This is a genomic window from Hahella sp. HNIBRBA332 (assembly GCF_030719035.1).
Lineage (GTDB): Bacteria > Pseudomonadota > Gammaproteobacteria > Pseudomonadales > Oleiphilaceae > Hahella.
In genome coordinates this window covers 3,082,585-3,093,778 of sequence record NZ_CP132203.1, presented here as the reverse complement: position 1 = coordinate 3,093,778, position 11,194 = coordinate 3,082,585, and the positions used below count along the sequence as shown (strand labels likewise).

The 11,194-nt window shown below is 53.7% G+C and carries 11 protein-coding genes; 10 read left to right on the top strand and 1 reads right to left on the bottom strand.

Translation table 11 applies throughout. From position 1 onward, the window contains the following. Positions 1-2: 2 nt before the first annotated feature. The 10 genes from O5O45_RS13695 to O5O45_RS13650 are packed head-to-tail and all read left to right on the top strand — an operon-like array spanning position 3 to position 9,776. Complete coding sequence (locus tag O5O45_RS13695; protein ID WP_305905771.1) at positions 3-749, top strand: SH3 domain-containing protein; 747 nt, start codon at positions 3-5, stop codon at positions 747-749. Then, a complete protein-coding gene (locus O5O45_RS13690; RefSeq protein WP_305905770.1) occupies positions 719-1,414 on the top strand; it encodes an outer membrane beta-barrel domain-containing protein in 696 nt (231 codons plus the stop codon). The genes O5O45_RS13695 and O5O45_RS13690 overlap by 31 nt, the downstream gene beginning before the upstream one ends. A 53-nt stretch (positions 1,415-1,467) precedes the next feature. Further along, positions 1,468-1,977, top strand: a complete 510-nt coding sequence (locus tag O5O45_RS13685; protein ID WP_305905769.1) for a TlpA family protein disulfide reductase — start codon at positions 1,468-1,470, stop codon at positions 1,975-1,977. Between the two features lie 7 nt (positions 1,978-1,984). Then, positions 1,985-2,206 carry a DUF4266 domain-containing protein gene (locus O5O45_RS13680; RefSeq protein ID WP_305905768.1) on the top strand — a complete coding sequence of 74 codons (222 nt, stop codon included), beginning with the start codon at positions 1,985-1,987 and terminating at the stop codon, positions 2,204-2,206. A gap of 1 nt (position 2,207) precedes the next feature. After that, entirely contained in the window at positions 2,208-3,344 is a 1,137-nt protein-coding gene (locus O5O45_RS13675; RefSeq protein WP_305905767.1) for a DUF3570 domain-containing protein, read from the top strand. Between the two features lie 54 nt (positions 3,345-3,398). After that, positions 3,399-3,995, top strand: a complete 597-nt coding sequence (locus tag O5O45_RS13670; RefSeq protein WP_305905766.1) for an AraC family transcriptional regulator — start codon at positions 3,399-3,401, stop codon at positions 3,993-3,995. A gap of 37 nt (positions 3,996-4,032) precedes the next feature. Then, entirely contained in the window at positions 4,033-5,955 is a 1,923-nt protein-coding gene (locus O5O45_RS13665) for a tetratricopeptide repeat protein (RefSeq protein WP_305905765.1), read from the top strand. Between the two features lie 8 nt (positions 5,956-5,963). Further along, positions 5,964-8,843, top strand: coding sequence for a tetratricopeptide repeat protein (locus O5O45_RS13660; RefSeq protein ID WP_305905764.1), 2,880 nt, complete (start codon positions 5,964-5,966; stop codon positions 8,841-8,843). Further along, on the top strand, positions 8,827-9,435 hold the full coding sequence (locus tag O5O45_RS13655) for a tetratricopeptide repeat protein (protein WP_305905763.1): 609 nt from the start codon (positions 8,827-8,829) through the stop codon (positions 9,433-9,435). Before O5O45_RS13660 ends, O5O45_RS13655 begins: the two co-directional genes overlap by 17 nt. A 14-nt stretch (positions 9,436-9,449) precedes the next feature. Next, complete coding sequence (locus O5O45_RS13650; RefSeq protein ID WP_305905762.1) at positions 9,450-9,776, top strand: hypothetical protein; 327 nt, start codon at positions 9,450-9,452, stop codon at positions 9,774-9,776. A 92-nt stretch (positions 9,777-9,868) separates the two neighbouring features. On the opposite strand, the gene O5O45_RS13645 is transcribed toward O5O45_RS13650, so the two are convergent. Further along, positions 9,869-11,083 carry a lytic murein transglycosylase gene (locus tag O5O45_RS13645; protein WP_305905761.1) on the bottom strand — a complete coding sequence of 405 codons (1,215 nt, stop codon included), beginning with the start codon at positions 11,081-11,083 and terminating at the stop codon, positions 9,869-9,871. Positions 11,084-11,194 lie beyond the last annotated feature (111 nt).

The following is an 11,194-nucleotide window of genomic DNA, read 5'->3' as shown; positions in this document are numbered from 1 at the left end:
ACTTGTTAGCGGTAAGAATTTTCCCGGTTTTGTTGGTTATCCTTTGTTGCTTTTCACTGAAAAGTTTTGCTGAAGACGAATATCAGACAGTCGATGTCGCAGAGCCCTACCTTGAGTTCCGTACAGGGCCGGGGCGGGGCTATCCTGTGTTTTTCGTCGTTGAGCAAGGCGAGCGAATTGAAATTCTCAAACGGAAAACCGAGTGGTTCAAAGTGCGCAACGCCAAAGGACAGGAAGGCTGGGCAAGCCGTGCGCAAATGGAAATGACTCTGGATGGAAGCGGCGAGCAGGTTGCTTTCACGGAGCCGCGCTTTGACGACTTTTCCTCTCGTAGCTGGGAAGGCGGCGTTGCGACTGGCGACTTTGGCGGCGCAGCGGTGAACTCCATGTACGTAGGCTACCTGTTCACTCCCAATTTATCGACGGAGCTCTGGGCCTCCCAGGTCCTGGGGGATTTTTCCCAGATCATGATCGCGGACCTGAATATCGTGCACCAACCTTTCCCCCATTGGCGGATTTCCCCTTTCTTTACGTTGGGAACCGGCGCTGCATTCATTAAGCCGAAAGCGACGCTGGTGAATGAAGACAACAGGGTTGAGGAAGCCGTACATTACGGGCTTGGAGTCAGATGGTACATGACCAACCGTTATTTTATCCGTATGGAATATAAAGACTACGTGGTCTTCACTGACCGCGACGAAAACGAAGAAGCAGAAGAATGGAAAATTGGATTAAGCGTATTTTTCTAAACGACGGGCGACGCCCTGTCGCCAGTGCGGTATTGGCGTGTGCGATGGCCTCTGTCGGGGCGGGGCAGGTGATGGCTGAAGAGGTGGATGCTGAGTCTGAAACCGCCGTTAAGCCGCTGATCGAACCGGAGGTGACGCCGCGTCGCGTACAGGAAGACCTGATCGATACAGAGGACTTTGAAGTCGGCGTCTACACCGGCCTGATGAGTGTAGAGGACTTTGGCGTTAACTTCGTGATAGGCGCCCGCTTGGCCTACCATATCAATGAAGATCTGTTTGTTGAGGCCAATTACGGCGTCACCGACACCAGCGAAACCAGCTATGAAAAGCTGAGCGGTTCCGCCAAGTTGTTGAAAGATGACGAACGAGACCTGACCTATTACAACCTTTCTCTCGGATACAACATTTTTCCGGGGGAAATATTCTTTGGCAGCAAGTACGCCTTCAACACCAATTTTTACGTCGTGGGGGGATTGGGCAGCACTCAGTTCGCCGGCGATGATCGCCTGACGGCCAATTTCGGCTGGGGATTCCAAATGTTGGGCACTGACTGGTTGTCCCTGCATCTGGGCATGAGGGACCACATTTTCGATACCGATATCCTGGGCGAGGATAAGAAAACCCATAACCTGGAAATGACGACCGGTCTGTCCGTTTTCTTCTAATCGCAGTCGCTGAAGTTGGCGTCGAAGAAAGAGTAGTTTGAGGAGTCAAAGCTATGAAAAACAAATTCTTTAAAAGTGTGGCGGCGTTTTGCCTGATGATTTCCGCCAGCATTCTCACTGTCAGCGCAAGCGCTGCGGAGATCAAGGGCGCGGCTGCGGACTTTACGCTGAAGAGCTCTCTTGGCAAGAATCTGCGTCTACAGGAATACCGCGGCCAAGTCGTGCTGATCAATTTCTGGGCTTCCTGGTGCGGCCCCTGCCGTCAGGAAATGCCGATACTGGAAGACATCTACAAGAAGTACGAAAAATTCGGCTTCACGATTTTTGCAGTGAACGTGGATGAAGACTCTTCTCTGGCTAACGAATTCCTGAAAGACACCAAAGTCACTTTCCCGATTCTCTACGATAACCAGAACAAGGTCAGCCGCTTGTATGACGTGAAGGCGATGCCGACAACGGTCATCGTGGATAGAAACGGCAACATGCGTTACCTGCACAAAGGATATCAGCCAGGTACCGAAGATCATTACGTTAAAGAAGTCAAAGCGCTGATTCGCGAGTAAAACAACAATGAAAAAGTGGATATTCCTGCTGCTGGCTCCCATGCTTTTGGGGGGCTGTAGCAGTCTCGAACCCTGGGTTATGCCTTATGAGCGTAATAACCTCGCCGACCCGATCATGAGCTTTGGCCGTATCGGCATTGCTGGTTCATACATGCATCACGTCTATCAGGCCCGGGAGGGCGCGCGTGGAGCCGAAGGCGGCGCTGGCGGAGGCTGCGGCTGTAACTGATATGAAAAACGTACACCGCATTGCAGCGATATTCAGTTTCTTGGCGACGGCGTTATCCGCTGGCGCCGCCGTGTTGCCGGAAGAGAAAGCGGAGGCGATGTATCACCGCTATGAAGGCGGGGGCATGGAGATCGACGGTCCTTCCGTCCTGGTAAGAAAGAACTTCGACGCCAGCTTCTCTTTGAGCGCCAACTATTATGTCGACTCAGTCAGCTCCGCATCCGTGGACGTACTGGCGCGGGCGACTCCCTATGAAGAAGAGCGGACCGAAGGTGGCCTGGGCGTGGACTATCTGTACAACAAGTCCATCATGAGCTTCGCCTATACCAACAGCCAGGAAAACGATTTTGACGCTGAGTCCATTCACTTCAATATCAGTCAGGACTTTTTCGGCGACCTGACTACCCTGACCATGGGGTACTCAAAAGGCTGGGATAATGTACGCAGTAAGTTAGACCCTTCTCTTAACGAGGAAGTGGATCGCCAGCATTACCGGCTTGGCGTCACTCAGGTGTTGACCAAGAACGCACTGCTCAACCTGGATATCGAGACGATCACGGATGAGGGCTATCTGAATAACCCATACCGGGTATACCGCTTTTTAGACGCCACCAGCCCGAAAGGTTATGAGTACAGAATAGAAAAGTATCCCACGACGCGCACCAGTAACGCTGTGGCGCTGCGAGGCATGTACTACCTGCCATATCGGGCTGCTATCAAAGGGGAGTTCCGGTATTTTTCCGACTCGTGGAATATCAAGGGCTATAACTATGAGCTGGCCTATGTGCACCCGTTCGGCGACCAGTTCATCACCGAGTTCAAGTTCCGCCATTACGAGCAGACCAAAGCAGAGTTTTACGACGACCTGTTTGAAGGCGAGGACGTTCGTACTTTTATGGGGCGCGACAAGGAGTTGAGCACTTATAGCGGCGACAGCGTGGGCGTTGGTTTGACTTATGAGTTCAATAAGGGCTTTTCGTTTATTGAAAAAGGCAGCGTCAATTTGTTCGTCGACTTTATGAAATTTGAGTACGAGGACTTCCGCGACGTGACGCGAACTGGCTTTGCGCCGGGAGAAGAGCCTTTGTACGAATTTGACGCCACCGTTATTCGCTTTTTCGTCACCGCTTCGTACTGATAGCGGTGAGGTTATCCATTACAGGATGCGATCAATTTAATTGGGATTGAAAGTATGAATTACAAAAACAGCCTGGCCCATGCATTGTTCCTGATTGTGCTGCTGTTGTCGGCCATGGCCCGAGCGGAAGAGGACGCTGAAGACGCCGCTTCCGCTGATGTGATGCAATTGGCTGACGATGAAGAGATGGCCTCCGTTGATCCTGACACGCCTATCGTGGATCAGGTGCAGTCGCTTAAACAGAAAGCCATTGAACTGAATCGCGACCTGTTCATTCTGGAAGAAGATCTGCTGTTTCCCGCCAGTACGCAGTTCGTAGTGTTTCTTTCCGTCGACGTTGGCGAGTTTTTCCAGCTGGATGCGGTGGAAGTCAAAATAGATGGTGAAACAGTGGCTAGTCACCTTTATACCCAGCGTCAAGCCAAGGCCTTGTACAAAGGCGGTATGCAGCGTTTGCATATTGGCAACCTGAAGACCGGCGAACATGAAATCACCGCATTTTTCACTGGAGTAGGGCCCAATGGTCGCGACTATAAGCGCGGCGCCACGCAAAAATTTGAAAAAGGCTCTGACATCAAAACGCTGGAGTTGCGCATTACCGACTCGACCAAGAAGTACCAACCTGAATTCACCGTTGTCGAATGGGAATAATTTTAACTGTGTCTGGTAGCCGGTAGTCACTGAGGCAATGAAAAGAATACTTAGAAAAACAATACCGTCTCTTCTCGTCCTGGCGAGCCTGGGGCAAAGCGTCTTCGCTGCGGATGAGAAAAAGCCTGAGCGGGCGCTGGATTTGCAGTACGGTAAAGTGCTGTTCGAGTTCTATCAGCAGCGTTATTACGGCGCGCTCACGGATTTGTCGATTGGTGAGCTGCGTAACAATATCACCCACCATGGCGATCACCCTCAGGTGCTGAAAGGGGGGATGCTGCTTTCTTATGGCATGGTGGATGAAGCCAAGCGTATTTTTGAAAACCTGCTGGAAGACAAGGTGACCCCGGAAGTCCGTAATCAGGCTTGGTTTTACCTTGGTAAAGTGTATTACCAGATGCGGAAATGGGAGAACGCCCAGTCTTCATTCCAGCGCGTTGATCGCGAATTGTTGGAGGACTCCGACTCGGGTCTGCTGGAAGAGTATTTTTACCTTCAGGGGCAAACTGCATTGGGGCTGGAGGATTTGACCGCAGCGGAGGAATTTTTACAGCCGTTGCCGAAAGACTCCTACTGGCGCGCCTATCTGGAGTACAACCTCGCTCTGAACCAAAGGAAGTTTGGCGATCTGGATGCGGCGCTGCGTCGATTGGCGGGCGTTAGCGCGCCGACGCCGCGGGACGAGGATGACTCTAATGAGTTTTACGCGTTAAGCGATAGAATCAGCCTGACTACCGGCGTACTTAGAATGGAGCAAAACGATTACGCCGGCGCCATGACGGAGTTTCGCAAAGTGCGCATTAATGGGCCCTGGTCGGATCAGGCGCTGTTCGGATACGCCCTGGCGTCCTCCAATTCCGGCGAGTTCGGTCTGGCGATCCAATCACTGCAAACCTTGAGCAGCAAGCAAGCCGCCAACCCCATTATTCAGGAGTCTCACTTCGCCATTGGCTATGTCTATGAACAGCTTGGGCAGAAGGTGAAGGCGCTCAATGCATACGCCAATGCCGTCACCCAATATCAGGAAAGCCTGCGTCTGCTGGAAACCAATATTGCTGAGCTGGACGAAGATCGCCTGTTCGACAGTCTCGAATTCGGCGGCGATCCGGAGCTGCATATCACCCGCCTGGACGATGACAACATCCGCGTAGATGAATACGGGCGTCTGGATGTGCGCCCGGCTACTTACAGTCTGGCTCACCTGGTCGCCCAGGAAGAATTCCAGCGCGTGCTCAAAGAGCTGCGTGAACTGACTTTGCTGCAAAACACCTTGAACGAATGGTTACGCAAGGTGGATAGCTTTGACGTGATGATCGATACCCGAAGAATAGCGCGGGAAGAGCGCATTCGGGAAACCCGTGAAAAAATGACGTCCCTGGACGCTGATCGCATTCGCGCCGAGCGCGACGCGTTGGCGCAGGTCATAGCGGAAGGCGAAGCCGCCGGCGACGGTCCTTATTTTCTGACGGAAGACCAATTGGGATACAAGGCGATTATTGAACGTTCGAGACGCACCATTGAGTTGATGCGGCAGGATCCTGACTGGGCTGAAGATGTGCCGGAATATGAAGATAAATTGCGTCGTATGGAAGGTTTTCTGAACTGGACTATCAGTGAAGAGTTTCCCGAACGGCTTTGGGAAGCCAAGCAGGAACTGGCGGCGCTGGATACGGCGCTGAAAGAATATTCACTGCGCAGCGTGAGAATCAACAATCTCATCGCCAAGTCAGAGCAATTGGAAACGCTTGAACAAAGGGTGGATAGCGCCAAGCCCCGTTTACAGGAGTTAAACGATCAGGTGCGTCGCGCGCTGACCCGGGCGAAAACAACCGTCAGCGACATGGCCAGAGATGAATTATTGCGGCAAAGAGATCAAGTCAACTACTACATGACCTCCGCAAAACTGGCGCGCACTCGCTTGTCCGATGAGCTTCTCGACGCAGACGGAGGCGGCTTATGAGGGCGTTGATGTTAACCGCTATTGCGGTCGTCGTGAGCGGCTGTTCGCTGTTTTCCGGTTCCGAGGAAAGTCGTCGCGCTGCGGATCAGCCGACCATCGCCGATTTGAAGCCCGCGATCATTGAGGATCAGGGCGAAGAAACGGTGAACATCAATATTGATGAAGTTATCGCTAATTACACGGATCTGTTGACCGTTGTCGAAGACCCTGAAACTCGCACCAAGATTCTTTACCGACTGGCGGATTTACAGATGATCCGCAATGAAGAGTCATCTGTGACCCAGGAAGTGGTGGACTATTCCGAAGGCTCGGCGGCTTATTTCGCTGTTGCTATCTCCGCCTATGAGGGATTGTTAAAGAAATACCCCAATCGGGCGGAAAACGACCAGGTGTTGTATCAGTTGGCGAAAGCCTATGATCTGGAAGGGCGTCGCGATGATTCCTTCAAAGCGTTGAATCGCCTGGTGAAAGAGTTCCCGCGTTCTCCTTATTTCTATGAGGCGCAGTTCCGGCGCGGCGAGATATTGTTCACTAATGGCGACTATGACGCCTCTCAGCGCGCTTTTGAGTCTGTCATTGGCGGCGGCGCCAAAACTGGCTTTGAGCAACAGGCGCTGTACATGCATGGGTGGAGCTTGTTTAAGCAAGGAGAGTACGAAACCTCTCTGGATAGCTTTGTCAAAGTGCTGGATCTGGTGATGCCGGAGTCGGACGATTTGGACGCGTTGTCGAAAGAGTCCCGTACTCTGGTGGAGGATCAGCTGCGGGTAATGGGCTTCGCTTTCAATTATCTGGATGGCGTAGATACCGTTACAAGCTTGTTTGCGAGAGTCGGTCCGCGTAGTTATGAGCATCTGATTTATCAGCAATACGGCGAACTGCTGGTCAAAGAGGAGCGGTATACGGATGCAGTGTCCGTTTATCGACGCTTTATCGAACTGCATCCTCTCAGCAAATGGTCGCCGTATTATCAGGAGCGCGTCATTCAAACGCTCATCGTAGCGGGCTTTGGCAGCTCCGTGTTGCCGGAAAAGGCGGCGTTTGTGAAGAACTATGGCGTCACCAGCGACTTCTATTGGCGACAGCAAGACGAAAAGGTTAAAGCCTTCACAGCGGAAAAGCTGCGCGTGTATATCGACGAACTGGCTACGCATCATCACGCCGCTGCGCAAACGCTGGATCGCAATGTCGCCACGGCCCGCAATGGTCGGACGAAAGGGCTGGACGGCAAGGAAATAAGCGCACAACAGGCGCGTTCCGCCATGCGCGATGAGTACGCCAGTGCGGCCGCATACTATCAGGAATTTGTGGATACCTTCCCGCAAGATCCGAAAGCGCCTCAAATGGTGTTCCTGCGTGGCGAAACCCTATTCGCCGTGCAGCGATACGAAGAGGCAATAGTCGCCTACGAAAAAGCGGCGTATGAATACAAGGGCTTCGCCAAAGGCGCCGAGGCGGGGTATGCGGCGATAACCGCTTTTGATGAATTAGCGTCAGACTCTGCTGAAGCCGAGCGCGCGCAGATTGAGTTGCGCAAAATTGAAAGCCAGATTCGCTTCGCCCAATCTTATGCGTCCGATCCCAGAGCGGGCGCTGTCATGGCTTCGGCGGCGGAAAAGCTGTTCGCAATGAAGGATTACCCGCGCGCGATCGATGTGGCGCAACGCCTGACGCAACGCACGCCGCCGCCGGACAATGCGTCCTTGCTGGGCGCCTGGTTGATCATCAGTCACAGCCAGTTTGAACTTAAGCAATACGCGGAGGCGGAAAAATCCTACACCCGCGTGTTGGCGCTCATGCCGGCGAATGACAGGCGGCGCGGCGAGATTGTCGAACTGCTCGCCGCCAGTATTTACAAGCAGGGCGAACTAATGCTGGCGGCCAATGACGTCAATGGCGCTATTGATCAGTTTTTGCGTGTTGGGCAGGCGGCTCCCACTGCGTCGGTGCGCGCGAATGCAGATTATGACGCCGCCACCTACATGCTGCAGCAGGGGCAATGGGACAGGGCAATCTCGGTTCTGAAGAGTTTCCGCCAGCGCTATCCGCAGCATGAACTGGCGAAAGACGTGCCCGCCAAGTTGGCGATGGCCTATCGCAACACTGAGCAATGGGACGCAGCCGCTGGCGAGTTGGCGGTGATTTCGCAGAGTCATCCTGACGGCGAAACCCGTCGCGAGTCGTTGCTGTTATCGGCGGAACTGTACGAGAAGAGCGGCCAGATCCAGAAAGCCATCGACACCTACCGGGATTACGCCAACAGCTATCCTGAGCCAGCGGATATGGCGGCGGAAGCTGGCTATACGCTGAGCGAGTTGTACGCCAAGGCGAATGACCCCATCAAACAACGTTTCTGGCTGCAGAAGGTGGTGCAGGGATATGACGCCGCTGGATCGAAAGGCTCTGACCGTATGCGCTATCTGGCGGCGAAGTCCTCCAGCGTACTGGCGGATGACGCCTTCATTCAGTTCAAGAGCATCAAGCTGACCGCGCCGCTGCAAAACTCTTTGCGCTCCAAGCAGGATGCGATGAAGCGAGCGATGGCCGCCTACAAGAAAACAGCAAACTATCGTATAGCGGAATTTACCACGCGTTCTTCCTATCGCATGGGAGAGATCTATTCTCAGCTCAGCCGCGACCTGCTGGATTCTGAGCGTCCCCGCAATCTCAATGAACTTGAATTGGAGCAATATCAGTTGTTGCTGGAGGAGCAGGCGTACCCCTTCGAGGAAAACGCGATTGAACTGCATGAGGCGAACGCACAGCGGAGTTGGAGCGGTACCTACGATGAGTGGGTGAAAAACAGCTTTGAAGCGCTGAAAAAGCTGTTCCCCGCACGCTATCAAAAATCGGAAGAGATCCCAGAGTTCAGTGAAAACATTCTTTAGTCGTAAAAGCAGTATTCGCGTTGGTGGTCTGGCATTGACTCTGTTGCTGGCGGCATGCTCCGGCGCGCCCCAGAAATCATCGGTCGGCGGGGCCACAGGCGGCGTCGACGTTTCCCAGGTCCCTGAGGGCGCGCGCAGTCAATATGTGGACGCATTGCGTGAGCAAAAGGCTCGTAATTTTGGTTCCGCGCTGAAAAAATTTCAGGCGGTGAGTGAAGACTATCCCCAGCTTTCAGGCCCCTATATCAATATGGGCATCATTTATATGAATACCGATGCGCCTGATCAGGCGCAGGCGATGTTCGAAAAGGCGGTCAGCGTCAACGGGCTGAATCCTGAAGGGTACTCCCTGTTGGGATATCTGGCTCGCCGCCAGGGTAAGTTCACTGAGGCGGAAGAGTATTACCGCAAGGCGATCGCCGTTGACGGCTCCTACGCGCCTGCCCGGTTGAATCTGGGAATTACCTATGATTTGTACATGGGCAAATTGCAGGAAGCGTTGGAGCAATATCAGATTTATCAAAGCCTGCAGGCGCAACCCGACGATGAAGTCAATCGTTGGATTGTTGATCTGCAGAGCCGCATACAGTAACAGGAGGGCGGGGTATGAGCCGTCAGTCCCGGCCTAAGAATGTTTTTATCAGTCTGTGTCTCATCGCAGCGGCGTGGGTCATCAGTCCATTAGCGCAGGCGGAGACAGAAGTAATTACCGTGGATGGCGCAACCTTGCGTGGAAATCAGGAGCAGCCTCAGGTGCTTTATATTGTGCCCTGGAGGAAACCGCGTAAGCTCGCCGGCCTGGGCGACTCCGCGGCATCGCTGATCAATGATGAAGTGTTGAAGCCGATTGACCGTGAAGAGTTTGTGCGGCAAGTAGGTTACTACGAAATGTTCAGAGAAGAAGCCGCCGCGCAGCCTGAAACGTCCAAGTAAGTTGGCGTTACGTGGGAAGCTAACCCCGCTTCATATCTAATTCGTGCGTCAGCGGATAAACGCCCGCCCAAGGTTATTGGGCGGGCGGGCGCTCACGACTCTGATTGAATCTTGATGTCCAGCGCCTGCAAGACTTCCGGGTTGGGGTAGCCATCGGCGATCATACCCTGCTTTTCCTGAAAAGCGCGGATGGCGTCCCGGGTGGCTGGTCCCATAATACCGTCAGGCTTGCCCGCATCGAAGCCTTTGTCGGTGAGCTTCTGTTGCAAGTCGGCGACGGCGGTCAAAGGCAGACGCGGCAGATCTGGCGGCGTTTGCCGCAAGCGTCCTGCGCCGGCGATACGGTCGGCCAAGTGACCCACCGCAATGGCGTAGGATTCAGAACGGTTCCAGCGCATGATGACTTTGAAGTTATCGTAAACCAGGAACTTGGGACCAAGGTGGCCAGCGGGAATAATCAGCGACGCTTGCAAGTCCAGATCCGGCATTTTACGTCCGTCTGCATCCAGGACGCCTAACTTGCTCCATTCTGACAACGTTTTGCTGCGCTTTAGTCCCGCCTCGCCATAAGTGAATTTTTCTGGCAACTTGACCTCGCGTCCCCAGCGAAAGCCGTTTTGCCAGCCCAACCCGTTCAGGAATAAGCCGGCGGAAGTGGCGGCGTCAGGCAGGCTGCCCCACAAGTCGCGCTTGCCGTCGCCGTCTTTGTCGGTTGCGTACTGGAGATAGACGGAAGGCATGAACTGGAAGTTGCCCATGGCGCCGGCCCAGGAGCCGAGCATCTTGTCCACGGTCACATCGCCTTTCTCGACGATCTTTAACGCCGCCATTAGTTCACCGGTGAAATAGGCGCTGCGGCGTGGGTCGCAGGCGAGGGTGGCCAGGGAATCCATAATGGGCATTTTACCGGTGTAGCCGCCATAGTTGGTTTCCAAACCCCAGAATGCGACCAGATATTGAGCGGGAACGCCGGTCTCTTTAGCGACCTGATCAAACAGGGGGCGATGTTTGGCCAGCATCTCGCGGCCCTTGTTCACCCTTTCATCCGTAACGCGGCGGTTAAGGTAATTGGTGAAAGTATCTATGAACTCAGGTTGCTTGCTGTCCAGTTCCATGACGCGTTGACTGAGTTTGACTTGACCTAACGCCTCGTTGACGACCCTCTCGGAAATCCCTTCCTGTTTCGCTTTTTCCTGCAACCCCGCCACGCATTCTGCGAAGTCGGCGTAGGAGGTGAATGGCAGGGAAAGACCAAGAGTAAATAATAATAGACGGGATTGTTTGCAGAACCGGGTTACTGCAGGCATAGGGCATCCTTCATCGGAAACTGGGGAAAGCAAAACTTTCGCAAGAGGCGCAGGGGGAGTCAATAGCTGCGGCCCGGAGCGACGCGCCCCGGGCCGTTAAATATTGTTTAG